Origin of the sequence: Sphingobium trunci (assembly GCF_022664535.1) — a bacterium.
Lineage (GTDB): Bacteria > Pseudomonadota > Alphaproteobacteria > Sphingomonadales > Sphingomonadaceae > Sphingobium.
In genome coordinates, this window is record NZ_JAKUJY010000008.1 from 86,984 (window position 1) to 105,346 (window position 18,363).

The window sequence follows — 18,363 nt, forward strand, 5'->3', positions numbered from 1 at the left end:
GATGCCATCAATCCTGGTCCCTCCTACACCTGCGCGGGGATGCGGGCGATCACCTTGATCTCGAAATCGAAGCCAGCAAGCCAGTTGACGCCGACCGCCGTCCAGTTGGGATAGGGCGGAGCGCTGAAAATCCGGTTCTTGACGGCCATGACGGTTTCGAACTGGTTTTCCGGATCGGTATGGAATGTCGTCACATCGACGATGTCGTCGAACGAGCAGCCGGCTGCCTCCAGCGTTGCCCGCAAATTGTCGAAAGCCAGTTCGACCTGGCGTCCGAAATCGGGTTCGGGGCTTCCATCGGACCGGCTGCCGACCTGCCCGGAGATAAAAAGAAGCTCACCCGCGCGGATCGCGGCCGAATAGCCATAGGCCTCGTAGATTTCATGCTTTCCGGCAGGGAAAATCGCCTCGCGTTGTGTCATTTCGTCATATCCTTTTCATGACTGATGGCACGGACAGGGCCGCACCTTTTCACATACGATATGTATGTGAACTATTGATATACGCTTCGTATGTCAATTCCTATATATGGTCACGCACACATCGGAGCATTGAATGATGGCGAAGCGACGCATCGAGACGATGGAGGAAAACCGGGCAAAGCTCATCGCCGCGGCGCGGAAGGCCTTTGCGGAAAAGGGCTACTCCGCTGCCTCGATGGATGAACTGACTGGCGAGGTGGGGCTGACGCGAGGGGCACTCTACCATAATTTCGGGGACAAGCGGGGCCTTCTGGCAGCCGTCGTTCACCAGATCGATGCCGAAATGGCTGCGCGGGCGCGGGAAACAGGCACCCAGGCCGGAAACGACTGGGACGGCCTGCTCGCCGAAGGGACGGCCTATATCGAGATGGCGCTCAATCCCGAAGTCCAGCGCATCGTTCTGCTCGATGGACCGGCGGTGCTCGGCGATCCGTCACAATGGCCCAGCCAGAATGCCTGCCTGCAGGCGACGAAGGAGACGGTGGAGCGGCTACATGAGCAGGGAATTCTGAAGCCCGTGGACGCGGAGGCGGCAGCCCGGCTCGTCAATGGCGCAGCGCTCAACGCCGCGCTCTGGGTCGCGGCCGCCGAAGATCCCGAAGACATATTTCCCAAAGCGGTCGAGGCGTTCCGGCACATGACCGCCGGTCTGCTCGCGAGGCCAACCTGATCCCGGCAAGACATCCGCGGCGAGAGCCGCGGGCGTTTCAGGAAACGCCCATCCGGGGCAAAGCCTCAGATCTCATATTCCGGCCGCCATTGCGGACTGAGAAAGGCCGGTTCCGGCAGGTCGGGCTGGCGCTGGCACATTTCGCCATAGAGGCGCTTGACGATCCTGCTGCCGGTCCGGGTGAAAAAGGCCGGCACCAGCCCATGGATGATCGCGGCCAGCCCGGCCGCCACCATCAGAAAGCCGAAGCGCGTCGCCACCTGGAAATGCTCGCCATAGCTTTCATTGACGTCTCTGGGATGGTTCAGGAACAGGCGGTCGATCATCGCTTCTCGCTCGGGCTATTGGGAAAGCAGGCATGATAGATCATCCGCGGGCGGCATGGCAGGGCCGATCGCACGCAACTTGACCCGTCCGGCCGAATCCCGGCACATCTTCCCCATGACCAGCGCCCCGCTTCTTGGCCATCCCGTCTACCGGGATATGCCCACCACCATTTTCGAAAAAATGTCCGCCCGCGCCCGCGCGACCGGGGCGATCAACCTGGGCCAGGGCTTTCCCGACGGCCACGGCCCGGAGGATGTGCTGCGCGCCGCCGCCGATGCGCTGCTCACGCGGTCCAGCCAATATCCCCCCATGGCGGGCCTCGTCGAACTGCGCGAAGCGGTCGCGGCCCATTATGCCCGCCACCAGGGCCTCGACCTCGGCGCGCAGGAGGTCATCGTCACCTCCGGCGCGACCGAAGCGATCGCCGCCAGCCTGCTCGCGCTGATCCGGCCCGGCGACGAGGTGCTGGTGCTGGCGCCGCTCTACGATGCCTATCTGCCGCTGATCGAGCGCGCGGGCGGCGTGGCGCGGGTACTGCGCCTCACCCCGCCCGACTGGCGCATCGGCCGGGAGGCGCTGGAGGCGGCCACCGGCGAAAAGACCCGCTTCCTCCTGATGAACAATCCGGTGAACCCCACCGGCATCGCCCTGCGCGAGGAGGAACTGGCGCTGCTGGCCGACCATTGCCTGCGCCATGACCTGATCGCCATCTGCGACGAGGTTTGGGAGCATGTCGTCTTCGACGGCATCACCCACCGGCCGCTGATCGGCTTGCCCGGCATGCGGGACCGCACGGTGAAGATCGGCTCTGCAGGCAAGATCTTCTCTGTCACCGGCTGGAAGGTCGGCTGGATGTGCGCCGCGCCGCCCATCGCCGCCCTGCTCGCCCGCGCGCACCAGTTCATCACCTTCACCACCCCGCCCAATCTGCAATGGGCCGTCGCCGAAGGCCTCGCCAAGCCGGAGGACTGGTTCGCCGGGATGCGCGCCGCCTATCAGGCCTCCCGCGACCGGCTGACGGCGGGGTTGCGCGGGGCGGGCTATGTGGTGAACGCCAGCGCCGCGACCTGGTTCGTGACGATCGACCTGCCCGCTTCCGGCATCGCCATGGACGATGTCAGCTTCTGCGAGCGGATCGTCGATGCGGCGGGCGTGGCGGCGATCCCGATCTCCGCCTTTTACCCGGAAGAACCGGTCACCCACCTCGTCCGCCTCTGCTTTTCCAAGGCGGACGAGGTTCTGGATCAGGCGGTGGCGCGACTAGCTGCTTTCCGTGCGTCGCTGGCCTGACCGCGCCGCAGCAAGGCCGCGCCCAGCACCAGCATCCCGATCAGCAGCAGCGCCTGCGCCACCAGGAAGGGCGGCTCCGTGCCGGCCGGGGCCAGGGCATGGAGCGGCGGCACCTTCTGGAAGGCCTGCACCACCAGCACGAACAGGTTGAGCCACAGCGCCACGGTGGCACTGACGGCATAGACCGCCCTGGCCCAGCGTGCGCGATCGAGCAGGGGCAGCATGGCAAAGGCGGCCAGCAGATCGATCGTCGAGATCACCCCCACCCCGATCGCCGGGGTGAAGCCGTGGAAGGGGAAGAGGAAGCCGGTCAGGCTGGTGAGCAGGGTCGTCACCAGGAACACCGCCTGTGTGCGCGGCACCCACCAGCCCCGCGCCATGGCAGGCAGGGCGATCAGCCCGCTGACGATGGCGATCAGGCTGATGCCGACATGCAGGACAGTGAATTGCGTGAGCGTCAGGATGGCAAGGATCATGGCACCTCTCCTCATTCGGCGGCCTGGGCAAGCCCATAGCGGGCCGCCGCATGGGCCAGTGACAGATTGGGCCGCAACGCCGCGCGGGCGGCCAGATAGGCGTCGAGCTGCGCATTGTCGGGCAGGGCCGGAATGGTGATCGGCTCGCCCATGTCGAACCCGGCGAGCGCCGCATCGACCATATCGCCCACCTCCATCACCATCGACGCGGGGATTTTGGCGAGCTGTTCCTCGTCCCAGATCGGGGTGCGGGTGATGCCGGGCAGCACGGCCTGCACATGCACCCCGCGCGGGCCCAACTGCGCCTGCAACGCCTCGGTAAAGGCCAGTACGAAGGCCTTGGTCGCCGGATAGACGGCGGTGAAGGCTTCCGGCATCAGCGCCGTGACGGAGGTGATGTTGATGATCGCCCCCGCGCCCTTTTCGGCCAGGCGCGGCGCGATGGCGGAACTCAGCCGCGTCACCGCCAGCACATTCAGGTCGATCATGCCGGTGAGATAGGCGGGGTCGGTCTCGACGAAGCTCTGCTCCCCCGCAATGCCCGCATTGTTGATCAGGCCGGTGATGCTGCCATCGTCCCGCAACCGGGTTTCGATCCGGGCCAGATCGCCGGGCTGCGCCAGATCGGCGGCCAGCACCTCGACATGCACGCCGGTTTCCGCGCGCAGCCGGTTCGCAAGATCGGCCAGCCTGTCCGCGCGCCGCGCCACCAGGATCAGATTGGCGCCGCGCCGGGCGATCCGGTCGGCATAGACCGCGCCGATCCCGTCCGATGCGCCGGTGATGAGGAAAGTCTGCTGGGTCATGGGTATCTCCTTTAAAAAAGAGCATCCGGGGTGCGAAGGGGCACCCCTTCGCGTCTCAGCTGTTGATGAAGTCCAGCAGGTCGGCATTGAACCGATCCTGATGCGTCTGCGTCAGTCCATGATCCGCCCCTTCATACACTTTCAGCAGGGCGTGCGACACGATCTTGATGGTGGAGAGGGCCGATGCGCCGATCGGCACGATCTGGTCGTCGTCGCCATGCAGGACGAGCGTCGGCACATCCACCTTCTTCAGGTCCGCGGTGAAATCGCTTTCCGAAAAGGCGCGGATGCTGTCGAGCTGCCCCTTGAGGCCGCCCATCATCCCCTGCCGCCAGAATAGCTCACGGATACCTTCGGACATCACCGCGCCCTCGCGATTATAGCCGTAGAAGGGAATGGTCAGATCCTTGAAGAACTGGCTGCGATTGTCGAACGTGCCCTTGCGGATGCCGTCGAACACGGTGATGGGCAGGCCGCCGGGATTGGCCTCGGTCCTCAGCATCAGCGGCGGCACGGCACCGATCAGCGCGAGCTTCGCCACCCGCTTCGTGCCATGGCGCCCGACATAGCGGGTGACTTCGCCGCCGCCGGTCGAATGGCCGACGAGGATGACGTCATGCAGGTCGAGCGCTTCGATCAGATCGCCCAGATCGTCGGCATATTGGTCCATATTATTATTGTCCCACACCTGGTCCGAACGGCCATGGCTGCGGCGGTCATGGGCGATGGTGCGAAAGCCCTGATCGGCGAAAAACACCATCTGCGCGTCCCAGGCATCGGCGGAAAGCGGCCAGCCATGGGAGAAGATGACCGGCTGCCCGTCGCGCGGCCCCCAATCCTTGTAGAAGATGCGGGTGCCGTCCTGCGTGCTGATGAAATGGCTCATGGTGAAATCCCTTCTTCGGTGCGGAAGGGCGTCCGTCGCGCCCTGATGCTTGCGTTTTTACGGCAGCGGGGTGATGCTCGGGATTGGCGGAACCGACATTAAACGGGCCGATTCCGACATCGCATCAGAGGAAGCATGCACATGACCACCAGCGACGCACCAAAGGCGGAAGTCGGACTGATCCTCTATCCCGGCTGCCAGCTTGCGATGATCCACGGCATGACCGACCTGCTGGCGATCGCCGGGCATTTTTCGCGCGAGCATGGCGGGCCGATCCTGCGCGTCAGCCATTGGCAGCTCGATGATCGGGGCGGCTTCACCCGCGCCCACGACACCCATGAGGCGCTGGGCGACCGGGGCACACCCGAAATCTGGCTGATCCCCGGCCGCCTCTCCGGCCCGCCCGGCATAGAGGAATCGGCGCCCTATGCCCGCTGGCTGCTTGACCGCCATGCGCAGGGCGCGACCCTGGCATCCAATTGCGGCGGCGCCTTCATGCTGGCGGCGACCGGCCTGCTCAACGGCCGCCCGGCGACCACGCACTGGCTGTTCGCCGAGTCCTTTCGAGCGCGCTTCCCCGATGTCCGGCTCGACTGCGACCGGATGGTGATCGACGATGGCGACATCATCACCGCGGGCGGGCTGATGGCGTGGACCGATCTGGGGCTACGGCTGGTGGACCGGCTTCTGGGGCCGACGGTGATGCTCGACACCGGCAAATTCCTGCTGGTCGATCCGGCGGGCCGCGAACAGCGCCATTATGCCCGCTTCGTTCCGCGCATGACCCATGGCGACGAGCCGATATTGAAGGCCCAGCATTGGCTCGCCGGCCACGAGACGAAGGCCATCAGCGTGCGCGACATGGCGGCGCGGATCGGCATGGAGGAGCGCACCTTCCAGCGCCGGTTCAAGGCCGCCACCGCCATGACGCCGATCGAATATGTCCAACATCTGCGTGTCGCCAGGGCCCGCGAACTGCTCGAATTCACGCGCCGCCCCGTCGACCAGATCGCCTGGAGCGTCGGCTATGAGGATGCCGCCGCCTTCCGCAAGCTGTTCCACCGCCTGATCGGCCTGTCGCCCGGCGATTACCGCCAGCGCTTCGCCGCGCCCAGCGCGCAGGCGGCATGAGAAGGCTTGCGGCGACGAAGCCAGGCCGTTAGGTTCACCTTTCGTTCCATAAAGGGGTTTTCATGGACAGCCTGGCCGTCATTCTCGTCATCGTCGCGCTGGTCGCCGGGCTTGGGCTGGGCTGGTGGTTGGGCGGCCGGGCCGTGGCGCCGCTGACCGCCGAAAAGGCCGAGCTTGCCTCCCGGCTGGAGACCGCCAGCGCCCAGCGCAATGCCGCCTTGCAGGAATTGGTGGTGGCGCAGGATCGCGCCGCGCAGGCGGCGGACCTCGCGCAAAAGCTCGATGCGGAGCGGGCCGCGCGCGAACTGGCGGCGCGCGATCTCGCCGCCCTGCGCTCCGACACGCAGGCGCGGGCCGAGGCCTTCGAAGCGCAGATCGCCGCGCTCAAGGACGCCAAGGAGCAGCTTTCCGCCCAGTTCAGCGAAATCGGCGGCAAGCTGCTGCATCAGGCGCAGAGCCATTTCCTCGAACGCGCCGACCAGCGCATGACGCAGGCGCATGAAAAGAGCGAGGCGCAGCTCAGGCAATTGCTCCACCCGGTCAACGAGACGATCCAGCGCTACGACCAGAAGATCACCCAGATCGAACAGCAGCGCACCGAAGCCTATGGCATTTTGCGCGGCGAGATCGAATCGATGAAGTCGGGGCAGGAAGCGGTGCGCGCCGAGGCCCAGCGGCTGGTCGATTCGCTTCGCCACGCCCCCAAGGCGCGCGGCCGCTGGGGCGAGCAGCAGTTGCGCAACGTGCTCGAAACCTGCGGTCTTTCCGAACATGTCGATTTCGAGACCGAGGTCAGCGTGGCGGGCGAGGATGGCCGCCTGCGCCCCGACGCGATCCTGCGCGTTCCGGGCGGGCGGGCGCTGGTGATCGACGCCAAAGTGTCGCTGAACGCCTATCAGGATGCCTATGGCGCGGATGGCGACGAGGAGAGGAAGCGGTTTCTCAACGCCCACGCCGCCGCCATGCGCGCCCATGTCGAGACGCTGGGCCGCAAAAGCTATGCCGACCAGTTCGACGAGGCGCCCGACTATGTGATCATGTTCGTGCCGGGCGAGCATTTCCTTTCCGCCGCGCTGGAACATGATCCGCAGCTTTGGGACCATGCCTTCGGCAAGCGGGTGCTGCTGGCGACGCCGACCAACCTCATCGCCATCGCCCGCACCGTCGCGGCCGTGTGGCGGCAGGAGAAGATGGCGGACGAAGCCAAGCGAATCGGCATGCTGGGCAAGGAGCTTTACGAACGGCTGGCGGCGGCGGCGGGTTCGCTCAAGAAGCTGGGCAACCGCCTCAACGGCGCCGTAGGGGATTACAACGCCTTCGTGGGCAGCTTCGAGGGCCGCGTGCTGGTGACGGGCCGCAAGCTGCGCGACCTCAACATCGAAACCGGCGGCAAGGAACTGGAGCAACTGGAACCGGTGGAAGCGCTGGTCCGCGAACCCGCCTCCCCCGAAGCCCTGCGCGCCCTGCCCGAAACATTGCCCGACGCGGCCGAATAGGTTGGATTCCAGCCGTCGCGATCTTCGTCATCCCGGACTTGATCCGGGATCCCGCTTTTCTACTGCATTGTCCGACCAAATGGACATGGAACTCCGAATTCGGTCCGGAATTGCGAGATGGAATATCCTGAAAGAACTATCTGAAGACGTTAGCTCTCCAAAAATCCCGATTACGACATTGAGTTTCGCGTCGAATAGCGCAACAGAGCCATGCTAGTCGCGATTGATTGTAGGGGTAGTCATGGGCGCTCAACCTAAAGCTTTCTATTCGGTAACGGCCCTAGCACTTGTGGTATTTCTGACGAGTTTCTCATTCGGAGCAAAGCGATTTACATATAAGATGACGACAGAGATAGTCATCGATGGTGTGAAGTTTTCTGGATCAGCAGTTAGGCAGATCTTTATCAGCGAGAACTATGGCCCAATGGCGGGCGCACCCTATCGCGCGAGGACGCATGGTGAAGCCGTTGTTGTAGACATGGGGAGGTTGGGCAAAGCGTTTACGTTGCTAAACCGAGTCGAGCCTGATGAAGGCGTGACATATGGCAACGGATGTACAGGTGACGCCGTGGCTAACTACATCGTCGCGCGCATGAAAAACAGTACCGACTGCTCGGATTCAATAGAATATATAAATCGTTTCAAAAATGTCAAAAGGACTTTGGAATTTTTTGGGCCAACCGTTCCTACTACCATCCGTTTCAACGACATCAGCAATCCGAAAACAGTGAATTACTTGAACAAAGATTACAAGTTACGTTACTTTCTTTCTGCTTCTGATGAGATACCGACACGCAGAATATTTTCAGATATCCCTTGGCTTTCCCATTTCTTCGGAAAACGGCTAGATGATGGTCCACTGGAGAAAGTGGGAACTCTTCCATCCCTTATCGAAGGTTCTGAATTTAGCAGCGAACCTCCGTCCGGTTAGGAGGGATAACTCACGCGTTCCCGGTTAAATGTTTTGCATGAGAGCGCCTTTAACCGGCCAATCCCTATTCATCACGCCGTCAGAGCAATAACCAACCCGCCCTCATTTGCCCAAGATCGCCACAACTGGCATGAGCGCCAGTCATGAAACGCATCGGCCTTCTCGGCGGCTCCTTCAACCCGGCGCATGACGGGCATCGCGCCATTTCCCTGTTCGCGGCGGATGCGCTGAAGCTCGACGAAGTCTGGTGGCTGGTCTCGCCCGGCAATCCGTTGAAGCCCAGGGCCGGCATGGCGCGCCTGCCCGCCCGCCTCGCCCACGCCCGGAAAGTCGCGCGCCGGGTGCGAATCCGCCCGACCGCCATCGAGCAGCATCTCGGCACCCGCTACACGGTCGATACGCTGAAGGCGCTCCGCCAGCGCTATCCCCGCCATCGCTTCCTCTGGCTGATGGGCGCGGACAATCTGGCGCAATTCGGCCAGTGGAGGGACTGGCGCGGCATAGCCCGAACAATGCCCATTGCCGTCATCGCCCGCCCCGGCTATGATAGGGCTGCCCGTGGCTCACCGGCCATGAGCTGGCTGCGGCGCTTCGTCCGGCCCGCGCGCCAGAGTGCAGACTGGACGGATTGGAGACTTCCGGCGCTCGTGCTTTTGCGCTTTCGCCCTGATCCAAGATCGGCGACCCTGTTGCGGCAGGCAGACCCCCTCTGGCATCGCGAATATAATGAAACGCGTGTGCGCGATCCGCTCACGCGCCGGATGATCGTCTAGAATGGAGCACTTTTGACCAGACCGAACCCCGCCAACGACACGGCCCAGACCCTTATGGTTCCCGGTGCCGACAGCGTTGCCGCCCTGCATGACCTTGTCCTGAAATCGCTGGACGATGACCAGGCGCAGGAAACCATCTCGATCCCCCTCGAAGGCAAAAGCAGCATCGCCGACCATATGGTGATCGCCAGCGGCCGTTCCTCGCGCCAGGTCGCATCCATGGCGCAGAAGCTGGCCGAGCGCATCAAACAGGCGACCGGCCGCTCCGCGCGTGTCGAGGGCCTGCCGGTGGCCGACTGGGTGCTGATCGACGCGGGCGACGTCATCGTCCACCTGTTCCGCCCCGAAGTGCGCAGCTTCTACAATCTGGAACGGATGTGGGGCTTCGTCGACGCGCCGGTGGCGGGCACCGCCTGAACCGGCCTTCGACAAGCCTGTCCTGAACGGTTAGGAGGAGCGCCATGCTCCTCCACATCATCGCGCGCGGAAAGATCGGGCGCTCGCCCGAAGCGGACCTTGTCGACCGCTATGTCAAGCGGCTGACCATGCCGTTCCGGATCACCGAAATGCCCGACCGGGGCGGCAGGCTGCCCCCGGCCCCGCCCGGCACCGTCACCGTGATGCTGGATGAGAAAGGCAGGCAAATCGGCTCCCTCGACTTCGCCAGGCGCATCGAAGGGTGGCGCGACGGCGGCAAGCGCGAATGCCGTTTCCTGATCGGTGCGGCCGACGGCTTCGACGATGCGGAACGGGCCAATGCCGACCTGCTGATCGCCTTCGGCGCGATGACATGGCCGCACATGATGGCCCGCGCGATGCTGGCCGAACAATTGTGGCGCGCCTGCTCCATCCTCTCGGGGCATCCCTATCATCGCGAGGGTTGAGCAAGTCTCGACAGGTCCGAAGATTTCCGGCTAGATCATTTTCGAAGCAGGCGGCATCCCCTGCTGGCTCGGAAAGATGCGGAAAACCGAAGACGAACAATGTGTGGGGATAGAGTTCAGGGTGAGGCGAGCCGAAGTCCAGCGCAGCTAAAATGGCGGATTTCGAGAACCGGCGCGGAGCGACCTGCAGGTCGTGAGCACGGGAAGCGCACAAAGCCGTCATTTGCAGCCCGCCCTGGGCTGAATCCCCACACATTCTAGTCAGCGACAGGGGGCTAGTCAGGCGACAGGGGGCATATCGGTGAAGCGCACAGCCATGATCGCGGCAATCGCAGCCAGCGCGGCGACCATCGCCGCGCCGCGCCTGCCCGCCGCCGATGGCCAGTCGATCATCCTGCCCGGCACCGCGGGCACCAGCCTGAGCGAGGAACAATCCGCGCTGAAGGCCGCCCGCCGCCAGTCGGAGGAAGCGCGCGACCGCTCCGAACGGCTGGAACGCCAGGCCGCGCTCGCCCGCGACGAAGCCGATCAGGCCCGCCGCCGCGCCGCCGCCATGGCCGCCCGCATCCAGCAGGCCGAAGCCGACATCCAGGCGGCGCAGGCCCGCATCGCCATCATCGCCCGGCTCCAGCAGGCACAGGCCGCCCGTCTCGCGGCGAAACAGGAACCCGTCGTCCGCCTGACCGCCGCCTTGCAGATGATGGCGCAACGGCCGCTGGCGCTGGCGCTGGTCCAGCCCGGATCGATCAGCGACGCCATCCACATGCGCGCGGTGCTGGGACAGGTGCTGCCGGTCATCCGCGAACGCACGGCGGGCCTGCGGGCCGAACTGGACCGCAGCCGCGCCCTGCGCGCGACGGCCGAGCAGGCGGCCGATTCGCTGGCGCAAAGCCAGCAGGAACTGAAGCAGCGGCAGGCCGCGCTCCAGACGCTGGAGGCGCGGAAAAGGCTGGCGGCGCAGGATTACCGCGCCAATGCCGACCTGGAAAGCGACCGCGCCCTGGCCCTGGGCGAACGGGCGCGCGACATCGTCGACCTGATGGACAGGCTGGAGGCGGCGGGCGACCTGCGCGAGCGGCTGGCGGCGCTGCCCGGCCCGCTGCCGCGTCCAGCCCGTCCCGACCAGGCGCTGGCGCCCGCCCCGCAAAGCCGGCCCGGCCCCAGCGCCCCGCCCCCCTACCGCCTGCCGGTCGTCGGCCAGCTCGTGACCGGCATGGGCGAAGTGTCGGAAAGCGGCATCCGCTCGCGCGGCCTCACCATCGTCACCCGCCCCGAAGCGCTGGCGGTGGCGCCGACGGGGGGCCGCATCGTCTTCGCCGGGCCCTATCGCGGCTATGGGCAGATCGTCATCATCGACCATGGCGGCGGCTGGACGACCCTCATCACCGGCCTGCTGCGCCTCAACGCCACGGTGGGCGACATCTTGCGGCAGGGCGACCCGATCGGCAATGCAGGCCCCGGCCGCCCCAGCATCACCGTCGAACTGCGCCGCAACGGCCGGCCGGTGGACATCGTGCCGCTCATCGGACGGGGATGACGGCACCCCGCGGTCGCATACGCCCAAATTTCCGCTGTCCTACAGCAACCGTCCCGCGCTATCCCCATGGCGGCTCTTTCCACCGTCGAAACCGCGTTTTTCCGCTCCCCTCACAGTGTCACCTATGTCACCCGAATCCTGTCGCGATCGCCCGTTGGCCAACGCTTTTGCGTCTGTCCGGAATTGCGCCTATACTGACCCATCGATGCAGGACTCAAGGACAGCGATGAAATCCAGTTTCTTCCGGGGCGCGGTCGCCCTCGGCGCGCTCGCGCTCATTCCCGCCACCACCGCGGCGCTCGCCGACGGCGACGCCAGCAGCTACAAGGCGCTGGACGAGTTCATGGACGTCTTCCAGAAGGTCCGCAGCGATTATGTCGAGAAGGTCGACGATGAAAAGCTGATCAAGGGGGCGATCGACGGCATGCTCGCCAGCCTCGACCCGCACTCCAGCTTCCTGGACGCCCGCGATTTCCAGAATCTGAAGACCCAGACGGAAGGCAGCTATGGCGGCCTGGGCCTCTCCGTCACGCAGGAGGACGGCGCGGTCAAGGTGATCGCCCCGACACAGGACACGCCGGCCTGGCGCGCCGGGATCAAGGCGGGCGACTATATCACCCATCTCGACGGGCAGCTCATCTATGGTGGCACGCTGGACGAGGCGGTCGACAAGATGCGCGGCGCGCCCGGCACGCAGATCAAGCTGACCATCGTCCGCCCCGGCCGCGACAAGCCGATCGACCTGACCCTGACGCGCGAGATCATTCAGTTGAAGCCCGTCAAATGGGAAGTGAAGAATGATGTCGGCGTGATCAACATCGTCAGCTTCTCGGCCAATACCGGCGCCGACGTGCGGCAGGCGATCCGCAGCATCGACAAGTCGCTGGGCCACAAGCCCACCGGCTATATCCTCGACCTGCGGTCCAACCCCGGCGGCCTGCTGGACGAAGCCGTGTCGGTCAGCGACACCTTCCTGGAACGCGGCGAAATCGTATCGCAGCGCGGCCGCAACAAGGGCGATGTCGAACGCTATTATGCCAAGCCGGGCGACGATGCGAAGGGTCTGCCGGTGATCGTGCTGGTGGATGCAGGGTCCGCTTCCGCTTCGGAAATCGTCGCGGGCGCCCTGCAGGACCAGCATCGCGCGCTGGTGATGGGCGAACGCAGCTTCGGCAAGGGCAGCGTGCAGACCATGCTGCCGTTGTCCAACACGACCGCGCTCAAGCTGACGACCGCGCGTTACTACACCCCGTCGGGCCGTTCCGTACAGGAAGGCGGGATCGAACCGGACGTGAAGGTGCCGCAGCTGTCCGACCCGGATTACAAGAACCGGCCGAAATTCCGCGAAAGCGACCTGCGCCGTCACCTGATCAACGAGATCAAGACGGACAATGCCGCGCTGGAGGAAGATACGAAGGAGGATCCGCGCTTCACCGCCACCGCCGAAGAGCTGAAGAAGAAGGGGATCGACGACTTCCAGCTCGATTATGCGCTCAAGACCATTTCCCGCCTCGCTGCGAAGCCCGGCGCCACGGTCGCGCAGGCCGATCCCAGGCCGCTGCCAGCCCGCAAGCCTGCGACGCGCTGATCCCTTGGCTTTCGTCATGCGAACCCAAGTTCAGCATGACGAAAGCCTTTGCGCAGTTTAAGCGAGCGATATGAAAAGCCTGCCCCTCGCCCGCGCGCTGGCGCTGTTCGTGCCCCTGGCCATGCTGGGCGGAGCCTATGCCTTCCAGTTCATCGGCGGACTGCACCCTTGCGAAATGTGCTGGTGGCAGCGCTATGCGCACATGGCGGCGATCCCGCTGGCGCTGATCGCCTATGCGACACGCGGCAAGAGCTGCGTCAGCGCCTTGTTCACCGGGCTTGCCGGGCTGGCGATCGGCATCGGCGGGGCCATCGGCCTGTTCCATGCTGGGGTCGAATATGGCTGGTGGCAGGGGCTGACGGCCTGTTCCACCAGCCCGGCGGGCGGCAGTTCGGCCGATATCCTCAATCAGATCATGGCAACGCCGATCACCCGCTGCGACGTTGCGCCCTGGACGCTGTTCGGCATTTCGATGGCGGGCTATAACGGCCTCTTGTCGGGGGCGGCCGCACTCCTCATCTTGGTGCTGCTGCTCAAAAAAGGAAGCAAGGCGTGAGCGCAAAGGATTTCCCGCGGCCCGGACGTCGCGTCACGGACAATCAGCGCGCGTCGATGCTGCGCGTCGATCAGGCGGGGGAATTTGGCGCGACCCGCATCTATGCCGGGCAACTGGCGGTGATGGGCGACCGCCACCCCGATTCGCGCATCATCGCCGGCATGGCGGCACAGGAGGAGCGGCACCGCAAGCATTTCGACGCGATGGTCGCGCGCCGCGGCGTGCGTCCCACGGCGCTGCAACCGATCTGGAACATCGCTGGCTTTGCCCTGGGCGCGGTGACGGCGGCGATCGGGCCGCGCGCCGCCATGGCCTGCACCGCCGCGATCGAGACGGAAATCGACCTGCATTATTCCGAACAGTTGCGGCTACTGGGGGGGGATGATCCGGAACTCTCCGCCACCATAGCGGATTTTCAGGCGGAGGAGGTCGAGCATCGCGACACCGCGCTCGCTCATGGCGCGGAACAGGCCCCGGCCTATCCGCTGCTGTCGGGCGCGGTCCGGCTGGGTTGCCGCGCCGCCATCGCCCTGTCGAAGCGGATTTAGAGCCTCGTGTGGAAAAGCGGGATGCTTGAAGGAGAAGCATGATGAAGAAGATGATCGCCGCCATGCTCCTGCTGGGCAGCATTTCCCCGGCGCTGGCGCAGCAGCAGCAGGGGCCCGCCCGACCGCAGGACCCGGCCTCCACGCAAACGGCGCAGCCCGCTTCCGAGCGGGTCAATCTGGTCATCGTCTATGGCAACGATCCCTGCCCGCAAAGCCAGGGCAGCGACATCGTGGTCTGCGCGCGCAAGGGCGAGGAGGAACGCTATCGCATTCCCGAGCCGCTGCGCGGCGACCCGAACCAGCCCAGCCATCAGGCCTGGGGCGAGCGGGTGAGATCGATGGAATATGTCGGCCGCAGCGGCACGGAAAGCTGCTCGCCGGTCGGCGGCGGCGGGGCGACGGGCTGCTTCGCGCAACTGGCCCGGCTCGCCAAGGCGGAGCGGCAGGCGGCGGACAGCGCGAGCTGGAAGGATCTGGTGGAGGCGGAACGCGCCCGGCGCCTTTCCACCATCGATGCCGACAGCAAGGCGATCGAAGCACAAGCCGTGGCGGAGGAGAAGGCGCAGGCGGCTCGGCAACCGGCTCAGCAACCGGCTCCGGCGCCGGCCGCCACGCCCAAAACTGACGCCGGAAACTGACGGATATTGCCGGTTGACGGCGTCAGGCACATGGCTGACCGAACCGGGCAATCCGGACGGTGGAAGGGGACCAACGAGGAATTTCTGACCGATGCGTACCCGCTCTTCCCGCCTCCTGATGACGGCCCTCCTGCTTTCTTCGCCGGGCCTGATACCCGGCGCCCGGGCCGAACCGCCCCAGCGCATCACCAATCTGGTCGTCTATGGCGACGATCCCTGCCCCAAGGGCGAGGGCGACGAAATCGTCGTCTGCGCGCACCGGCCGGAATCCGAACGCTATCGCATCCCGAAAAGGCTGCGCGAAAAGCCGGAGCCGGTGGGCGGCCCCGGCTGGGGCAGCCAGGTCGCGACCATGGAACAGGTGCAGCGGCAGATCCTGCCCAACAGCTGTTCGGCGATCGGCAGCAACGGCTTCACCGGCTGCACCGCCAAGGCGCTGGAACAATGGTTCGCCGAACGCAGGATGCAGGCATCGAAGGGCGAGCCCTGAAGGCTTGCCCTCAGGACCGATTTGAACTAGAGGCCTTTCCCGTCATCTGGGGAGTAGCCAGCCGTTCCGCTTGAGGGACGGGCCGTTCGTCAACATATTTGGCCGAGAGGCCATGGCGGACGGGATGGAGGGATTTCCTCCATCGGGCGAGACCAATGGCATCACCTTCTCCGTCCGGCCGGGCGGGGGAAGGCGGTGGCATTGTGTCTTGTTTTCGCCCGGCCCAGGACAGACCCATGGAAGCCATCCTCACCTCCACGACCCTGGTCGCTCTCGCCGAGATGGGCGACAAGACGCAATTGCTGGCGATGCTGCTCGCCACGCGGTTCCGCAAGCCGGTGCCGATCATATTCGGCATCCTCTGCGCCACGCTCGCCAACCATTTCCTCGCCGCCCTGGTCGGCCATTCGGTCGCGGGCGTGCTGACCCAGCCCTGGTTCCGCTATGCCGTGGCGGCAAGCTTCATCGCCATGGCTGCCTGGACGCTGATCCCCGACAAGATCGACGAGGATGAGCCGCTGAAGGCCCCATCCAAGGCTGGCGTGTTCATGACGACGCTGATCGCCTTCTTCCTGGTGGAGATGGGCGACAAGACCCAGGTGGCGACCGTCATGCTGGGCGCGCGGTTCGACAATGTCTTCGCCGTCACCGCCGGAACCACGCTGGGCATGATGATCGCCAATGTCCCCGCCGTGCTGTTCGGCGACGTGCTGGCCAAGAAGGTGCCGATGCGGGCGCTCCAGATCGGCGCGGCGCTGCTGTTCCTGGGGCTTGGCCTGTGGATGATTGCTGATTTGCAGGGCTGGATCGGGTAAAGCCGGTTGTCAGCGGGCGGCGGCTGTTGCAAGGGGATGGCGTACAGCCATCCCCCATTGAAATAAGAAGGGTGGCCGAAAAATCATCCCTTTGAAAAGACAGGCATGGGACACGCAATGAAGGACAGTCTGGTAACGGTGTTCGGCGGCGGCGGCTTTCTGGGCCGGCAGGTCGCCCAGGCGCTGATGGCGCGCGGCGCGCGCGTGCGGGTGGCCCAGCGCGATCTGGCGACTGCATTGCGGGTGAAGCCGCTCGGCGGCCTTGGCCAGACCCAGTTCGTCGCGGCCGACATCCGCAAGCCCGCCAGCGTCGCCCGCGCCATTACGGGCAGCGACATCGTCATCAACCTGGTCGGCATATTGTCGGGCGATTTCGACGCATCGCACCATGAGGGCGCCGCCAATGTCGCGCGGGCGGCAGCGGAAGCAGGCGTAGAGGCACTGGTCCATGTGTCGGCCATCGGCGCCGATCCGGCCAGCCCCTCCGCCTATGGCCGATCCAAGGCCGCAGGCGAAGCCGCGGTTCAGGCCGCCTTCCCCAACGCCGCGATCCTGCGTCCGTCGATCATCTTCGGGCCGGAGGACCAGTTCCTCAACCGTTTCGCCGAGATCATCCGCATCGCTCCGGTCGTGCCGGTGATCGGCGCGGACACGAAGTTCCAGGCCGTCTACGTCACGGACGTCGCGCAGGCGATCGCCAACGCCGCCGAAAAGCCCGGCGTATATGGCGGCAAGACCTATGAACTGGGCGGGCCGCAGACCTATTCGATGCTGGAACTCAACGCCTGGATCGCGAAGACCATCGGTCGTGAGCGCAGCCTGTGCCCGGTCCCGGCTGCGCTGGCCTCGCTGATCGCCATCCTGCCGGGCGGCCCGATCACGCGCGACCAGCTGGCGATGCTGGGGCGGGACAATGTCGTTGCCGCGGGAGCCAGCGGCCTTGCCGACCTGGGCGTCGCGCCGACGCCGATGCCCGCCGTCGCGGAAAAATGGCTGGTGCGCTATCGCCGGCACGGCCGCTTTGCCGGGCGGGTGAAGGCCTGATCGGCTGGAACGGCAGTGCGCCGCGACCGGCCGTGCCGTTCCGGCTTTGCGAGAGCCTTTCGCTTCTGCACAATAACCTCTCCCTGCGCCCTTCCCCGACCGGGGGAGGGCTTCCCTTTGTCTGACCGCTAGGATCTGACCCGCCCATGGACCTGCATTATCTGACCGTCATCCTGCTCGGCATCGTCGAAGGGTTGACCGAATTTCTTCCCGTATCGTCGACCGGCCATCTGATTCTGGCGAGCGAATTGCTGGGTTATGATGCGTCGGTCTGGGCCATGTTCAACGTCATCATCCAGCTGGGTGCGATCCTGGCGGTGGTCGTGCTTTATTGGCGGACCTTCTGGGCGGTGGGCATGGGGTTGCTGCGCGGCGAACCCACCAGCTGGCGGTTCCTGCGCAATCTGATAGCCGCCTTCATCCCCGCGGCGGTGATCGGCCTCGCCTTGCATAAATATATCGAGCAGCTGCTGGGCGCGCCGAAGGTCGTTGCCTGGGCATTGATAGCGGGCGGCATCGCAATCCTGATCATCGAACGGATGGTTAAGGAAAACCGCTTCCACGGTATTGCCGACATTCCCTTCGTCCGCGTGATCGGAATCGGCTTCGTCCAATGTCTCGCCATGATTCCGGGCGTCAGCCGGTCGGGGGCAACCATCATGGGCGCGCTGACGCTGGGGGTCGAACGCCGCACCGCCGCCGAATTCAGCTTCTTCCTCGCCATTCCCACCATGCTGGGCGCCACCACGCTGGAACTGCTGAAAAATGGCAGCAAACTGACCTCCGCCGCGGTCGGTTGGGACAGCATCGCGCTTGGCTTCGTCGTTTCGTTCATCGTCGCGCTGCTGGTCATCCGGTGGTTCGTCGGGCTGGTGTCGCGGCACGGCTTCACGCCCTTCGCCTGGTATCGGATCGTTGCAGGAATCGGTGCGCTGGCCTGGCTTTCCCTGAGATAAGTCCGTACCGGACCTATAATGCGCAAGATTATTACCGAC

General features: G+C 65.1%; 22 protein-coding genes and 1 riboswitch. Of the genes, 17 read left to right on the top strand and 5 right to left on the bottom strand.

What is annotated here, in order from left to right; genetic code table 11:
- Positions 1-23: 23 nt before the first annotated feature.
- Complete coding sequence (locus tag MJ601_RS09500) at positions 24-422, bottom strand: RidA family protein (protein WP_242125691.1); 399 nt, start codon at positions 420-422, stop codon at positions 24-26.
- A 133-nt stretch (positions 423-555) separates the two neighbouring features.
- Here MJ601_RS09500 and MJ601_RS09505 point away from each other — a divergent pair, with 133 nt between their 5' ends.
- Positions 556-1,152: a TetR/AcrR family transcriptional regulator gene (locus tag MJ601_RS09505; protein ID WP_242125693.1), complete on the top strand. Its 597-nt coding sequence runs from the start codon at positions 556-558 to the stop codon at positions 1,150-1,152.
- A 65-nt stretch (positions 1,153-1,217) separates the two neighbouring features.
- On the opposite strand, the gene MJ601_RS09510 is transcribed toward MJ601_RS09505, so the two are convergent.
- Positions 1,218-1,478 (bottom strand): DUF6356 family protein, encoded by a 261-nt coding sequence (locus MJ601_RS09510; protein ID WP_242125695.1) that lies wholly within the window; start codon positions 1,476-1,478, stop codon positions 1,218-1,220.
- A 115-nt stretch (positions 1,479-1,593) separates the two neighbouring features.
- Between MJ601_RS09510 and MJ601_RS09515 the strand changes: the two genes are divergently transcribed.
- Positions 1,594-2,769 (top strand): aminotransferase, encoded by a 1,176-nt coding sequence (locus MJ601_RS09515; RefSeq protein ID WP_242125697.1) that lies wholly within the window; start codon positions 1,594-1,596, stop codon positions 2,767-2,769.
- Here the strand turns inward: MJ601_RS09515 and MJ601_RS09520 are convergent.
- From MJ601_RS09520 to MJ601_RS09530, 3 genes are read right to left on the bottom strand one after another with little or no spacing between them, the layout of a single operon-like run.
- Positions 2,724-3,245 (bottom strand): hypothetical protein, encoded by a 522-nt coding sequence (locus MJ601_RS09520; RefSeq protein ID WP_242125699.1) that lies wholly within the window; start codon positions 3,243-3,245, stop codon positions 2,724-2,726. The genes MJ601_RS09515 and MJ601_RS09520 overlap by 46 nt on opposite strands.
- 11 nt (positions 3,246-3,256) lie before the next feature.
- Positions 3,257-4,051, bottom strand: coding sequence for an SDR family NAD(P)-dependent oxidoreductase (locus tag MJ601_RS09525; RefSeq protein ID WP_242125701.1), 795 nt, complete (start codon positions 4,049-4,051; stop codon positions 3,257-3,259).
- 55 nt (positions 4,052-4,106) lie between these two features.
- A complete protein-coding gene (locus tag MJ601_RS09530; RefSeq protein ID WP_242125704.1) occupies positions 4,107-4,937 on the bottom strand; it encodes an alpha/beta fold hydrolase in 831 nt (276 codons plus the stop codon).
- A 141-nt stretch (positions 4,938-5,078) separates the two neighbouring features.
- On the opposite strand from MJ601_RS09530, the gene MJ601_RS09535 reads away from it, so the two are divergent.
- From MJ601_RS09535 to MJ601_RS09605, 15 genes are all read left to right on the top strand, one after another.
- The gene (locus tag MJ601_RS09535) at positions 5,079-6,068 is read left to right on the top strand and encodes a GlxA family transcriptional regulator (protein WP_242125706.1); all 990 of its coding nucleotides are present in this window, start codon (positions 5,079-5,081) and stop codon (positions 6,066-6,068) included.
- Between the two features lie 62 nt (positions 6,069-6,130).
- Positions 6,131-7,564 carry a DNA recombination protein RmuC gene (locus tag MJ601_RS09540; RefSeq protein WP_242125708.1) on the top strand — a complete coding sequence of 478 codons (1,434 nt, stop codon included), beginning with the start codon at positions 6,131-6,133 and terminating at the stop codon, positions 7,562-7,564.
- 241 nt (positions 7,565-7,805) lie between these two features.
- Complete coding sequence (locus tag MJ601_RS09545; protein ID WP_242125710.1) at positions 7,806-8,495, top strand: hypothetical protein; 690 nt, start codon at positions 7,806-7,808, stop codon at positions 8,493-8,495.
- A 143-nt stretch (positions 8,496-8,638) separates the two neighbouring features.
- A complete protein-coding gene (locus MJ601_RS09550) occupies positions 8,639-9,268 on the top strand; it encodes a nicotinate-nucleotide adenylyltransferase (RefSeq protein WP_242125712.1) in 630 nt (209 codons plus the stop codon).
- 12 nt (positions 9,269-9,280) lie between these two features.
- The gene (rsfS, locus tag MJ601_RS09555; RefSeq protein WP_242125715.1) at positions 9,281-9,685 is read left to right on the top strand and encodes a ribosome silencing factor; all 405 of its coding nucleotides are present in this window, start codon (positions 9,281-9,283) and stop codon (positions 9,683-9,685) included.
- A 44-nt stretch (positions 9,686-9,729) separates the two neighbouring features.
- On the top strand, positions 9,730-10,152 hold the full coding sequence (locus tag MJ601_RS09560) for a 23S rRNA (pseudouridine(1915)-N(3))-methyltransferase RlmH (RefSeq protein WP_242125717.1): 423 nt from the start codon (positions 9,730-9,732) through the stop codon (positions 10,150-10,152).
- Between the two features lie 301 nt (positions 10,153-10,453).
- Positions 10,454-11,689: a murein hydrolase activator EnvC family protein gene (locus MJ601_RS09565; RefSeq protein WP_242125719.1), complete on the top strand. Its 1,236-nt coding sequence runs from the start codon at positions 10,454-10,456 to the stop codon at positions 11,687-11,689.
- A gap of 226 nt (positions 11,690-11,915) precedes the next feature.
- Positions 11,916-13,277: a S41 family peptidase gene (locus MJ601_RS09570; RefSeq protein WP_242125721.1), complete on the top strand. Its 1,362-nt coding sequence runs from the start codon at positions 11,916-11,918 to the stop codon at positions 13,275-13,277.
- 70 nt (positions 13,278-13,347) lie between these two features.
- Positions 13,348-13,833: a disulfide bond formation protein B gene (locus MJ601_RS09575; RefSeq protein WP_242125723.1), complete on the top strand. Its 486-nt coding sequence runs from the start codon at positions 13,348-13,350 to the stop codon at positions 13,831-13,833.
- 56 nt (positions 13,834-13,889) lie between these two features.
- The gene (locus MJ601_RS09580; RefSeq protein WP_245405739.1) at positions 13,890-14,381 is read left to right on the top strand and encodes a demethoxyubiquinone hydroxylase family protein; all 492 of its coding nucleotides are present in this window, start codon (positions 13,890-13,892) and stop codon (positions 14,379-14,381) included.
- A gap of 38 nt (positions 14,382-14,419) precedes the next feature.
- Positions 14,420-15,019 (top strand): hypothetical protein, encoded by a 600-nt coding sequence (locus tag MJ601_RS09585; protein WP_242125727.1) that lies wholly within the window; start codon positions 14,420-14,422, stop codon positions 15,017-15,019.
- 91 nt (positions 15,020-15,110) lie between these two features.
- Complete coding sequence (locus MJ601_RS09590; RefSeq protein WP_491572900.1) at positions 15,111-15,509, top strand: hypothetical protein; 399 nt, start codon at positions 15,111-15,113, stop codon at positions 15,507-15,509.
- A gap of 35 nt (positions 15,510-15,544) precedes the next feature.
- Positions 15,545-15,736: riboswitch (yybP-ykoY riboswitch) on the top strand.
- A gap of 9 nt (positions 15,737-15,745) precedes the next feature.
- Positions 15,746-16,324 carry a TMEM165/GDT1 family protein gene (locus tag MJ601_RS09595; RefSeq protein ID WP_242125729.1) on the top strand — a complete coding sequence of 193 codons (579 nt, stop codon included), beginning with the start codon at positions 15,746-15,748 and terminating at the stop codon, positions 16,322-16,324.
- A 117-nt stretch (positions 16,325-16,441) separates the two neighbouring features.
- Positions 16,442-17,368 carry a complex I NDUFA9 subunit family protein gene (locus tag MJ601_RS09600; protein WP_242125731.1) on the top strand — a complete coding sequence of 309 codons (927 nt, stop codon included), beginning with the start codon at positions 16,442-16,444 and terminating at the stop codon, positions 17,366-17,368.
- A 146-nt stretch (positions 17,369-17,514) separates the two neighbouring features.
- Positions 17,515-18,324 carry an undecaprenyl-diphosphate phosphatase gene (locus tag MJ601_RS09605; protein ID WP_242125733.1) on the top strand — a complete coding sequence of 270 codons (810 nt, stop codon included), beginning with the start codon at positions 17,515-17,517 and terminating at the stop codon, positions 18,322-18,324.
- The last annotated feature ends 39 nt before the right edge of the window (positions 18,325-18,363 follow it).

Excerpts from the sequence above, each read along its gene's own strand:
- MJ601_RS09545 (WP_242125710.1), top strand. The coding sequence starts at position 7,806 with ATGGGCGCTCAACCTAAAGCTTTCTATTCGGTAACGGCCCTAGCACTT.
- MJ601_RS09540 (WP_242125708.1), top strand. The coding sequence starts at position 6,131 with ATGGACAGCCTGGCCGTCATTCTCGTCATCGTCGCGCTGGTCGCCGGG.
- MJ601_RS09530 (WP_242125704.1), bottom strand. The coding sequence starts at position 4,937 with ATGAGCCATTTCATCAGCACGCAGGACGGCACCCGCATCTTCTACAAG.
- MJ601_RS09585 (WP_242125727.1), top strand. The coding sequence starts at position 14,420 with ATGATGAAGAAGATGATCGCCGCCATGCTCCTGCTGGGCAGCATTTCC.
- MJ601_RS09600 (WP_242125731.1), top strand. The coding sequence starts at position 16,442 with ATGAAGGACAGTCTGGTAACGGTGTTCGGCGGCGGCGGCTTTCTGGGC.
- MJ601_RS09570 (WP_242125721.1), top strand. The coding sequence starts at position 11,916 with ATGAAATCCAGTTTCTTCCGGGGCGCGGTCGCCCTCGGCGCGCTCGCG.
- MJ601_RS09505 (WP_242125693.1), top strand. The coding sequence starts at position 556 with ATGATGGCGAAGCGACGCATCGAGACGATGGAGGAAAACCGGGCAAAG.
- MJ601_RS09575 (WP_242125723.1), top strand. The coding sequence starts at position 13,348 with ATGAAAAGCCTGCCCCTCGCCCGCGCGCTGGCGCTGTTCGTGCCCCTG.
- MJ601_RS09520 (WP_242125699.1), bottom strand. The coding sequence starts at position 3,245 with ATGATCCTTGCCATCCTGACGCTCACGCAATTCACTGTCCTGCATGTC.
- MJ601_RS09500 (WP_242125691.1), bottom strand. The coding sequence starts at position 422 with ATGACACAACGCGAGGCGATTTTCCCTGCCGGAAAGCATGAAATCTAC.
- MJ601_RS09590 (WP_491572900.1), top strand. The coding sequence starts at position 15,111 with ATGCGTACCCGCTCTTCCCGCCTCCTGATGACGGCCCTCCTGCTTTCT.
- MJ601_RS09535 (WP_242125706.1), top strand. The coding sequence starts at position 5,079 with ATGACCACCAGCGACGCACCAAAGGCGGAAGTCGGACTGATCCTCTAT.
- MJ601_RS09515 (WP_242125697.1), top strand. The coding sequence starts at position 1,594 with ATGACCAGCGCCCCGCTTCTTGGCCATCCCGTCTACCGGGATATGCCC.
- MJ601_RS09560 (WP_242125717.1), top strand. The coding sequence starts at position 9,730 with ATGCTCCTCCACATCATCGCGCGCGGAAAGATCGGGCGCTCGCCCGAA.
- MJ601_RS09605 (WP_242125733.1), top strand. The coding sequence starts at position 17,515 with ATGGACCTGCATTATCTGACCGTCATCCTGCTCGGCATCGTCGAAGGG.
- MJ601_RS09550 (WP_242125712.1), top strand. The coding sequence starts at position 8,639 with ATGAAACGCATCGGCCTTCTCGGCGGCTCCTTCAACCCGGCGCATGAC.
- MJ601_RS09525 (WP_242125701.1), bottom strand. The coding sequence starts at position 4,051 with ATGACCCAGCAGACTTTCCTCATCACCGGCGCATCGGACGGGATCGGC.
- MJ601_RS09580 (WP_245405739.1), top strand. The coding sequence starts at position 13,890 with ATGCTGCGCGTCGATCAGGCGGGGGAATTTGGCGCGACCCGCATCTAT.
- MJ601_RS09510 (WP_242125695.1), bottom strand. The coding sequence starts at position 1,478 with ATGATCGACCGCCTGTTCCTGAACCATCCCAGAGACGTCAATGAAAGC.
- MJ601_RS09595 (WP_242125729.1), top strand. The coding sequence starts at position 15,746 with ATGGAAGCCATCCTCACCTCCACGACCCTGGTCGCTCTCGCCGAGATG.